Origin of the sequence: Brevibacterium aurantiacum (genome assembly GCF_007558825.1) — a bacterium.
In the GTDB taxonomy this organism is placed as follows: Bacteria; Actinomycetota; Actinomycetes; order Actinomycetales; family Brevibacteriaceae; genus Brevibacterium; species Brevibacterium aurantiacum_A.
Genome location: NZ_VLTK01000051.1, coordinates 1 through 1,054, shown reverse-complemented (window position 1 = coordinate 1,054; position 1,054 = coordinate 1). Strand labels below are relative to the sequence as shown.

General features: G+C 57.1%; 1 protein-coding gene. It reads right to left on the bottom strand.

Annotated features, from left to right (window positions below; all coding sequences use genetic code 11):
* Positions 1-58: 58 nt before the first annotated feature.
* The gene (locus tag FO013_RS22195) at positions 59-976 is read right to left on the bottom strand and encodes an IS5-like element ISEc35 family transposase (RefSeq protein ID WP_028016400.1); all 918 of its coding nucleotides are present in this window, start codon (positions 974-976) and stop codon (positions 59-61) included.
* Positions 977-1,054 lie beyond the last annotated feature (78 nt).

The following is a 1,054-nucleotide window of genomic DNA, read 5'->3' as shown; positions in this document are numbered from 1 at the left end:
GCGGCCTTGTTGATCAAATCCAAAGTTGGATGGTCGCTCCCCAACCCGCCGGGCGGGCTTAGTTGACAGCCTGCCGAATAGGCATACCAAGCCCTATGACCTTGTTCATGACTTTCACCCCGGCCAGGATCTCACCCACCTGGGCGTTGTAGCTCCGCAGACTCAGTTTCGGACCGATGAGCTGCTTGAAGCGATACATGGCGGTCTCAGCTATCGAGCGCTGATGATAGCCAGAGTCCTTTTTCCATTGCTCCAGTTCTCCTGCCTTGAGCGCGGCAACCGCCTCGTTGCGTGGATGGCCTGTCTTCCAGAATGCCGCATTTTTTCTCGGCGGTATGGTGGCCTTGGCGCCCTTCTTTTGCAGTAGGGCATAACAGGCTCTGGTGTCATAGGCACCATCGGCGCTGACTTGTTCTATCTTGCGGCGCAAGGGGTTGAGCAGCGTGGGCAACACCTCGTTATCGCCCACCGTTTCCAGGCTGACTTCGGCTGCAACGATGGCATGGGTCGCCGCATCTACGGCCAGGTGAAGCTTGCGCCAGACGCGGCGTTTCTCCTTGCCGTGCTTGCGAATTTTCCATTCGCCTTCGCCATAGACCTTGAGTCCGGTGGCATCAATGACCAGGTGAGCCACTGGGCCATGGCTCGGTAGGCGGTACTTGATTTCGACCGTCTTGGCGCGCTTGCTGATACAGCTGTAGTCCGGCGACTGTAAGGGCACCTTCATCAGCTTGAACAGCGAGTTGATGAAGCCTTCCAAGGCACGCAGCGGTAGCTTGAATACCGCCTTGAGCATCAGCGCGGTTTCAATGGCGGAGTCGCTGTAATGGAAGCCTCGCCCTCGGCGGCCATGATGGGTTTGGCAATGCCACTGCTGGATGGCTTGCTCATCCATCCAGACGGTCAACGAACCACGTTGCACCAAGGCTTGGTTGTACTGTTTCCAGTTGCTGATCTTGTGCTTGGACTTGCCCATCTGGCGCTCCCGGTGGTGAACCTAAGAGATCAGATCACCAAACTGCGGGATAGTTCCCTGATTTGAGCAACAACGCCG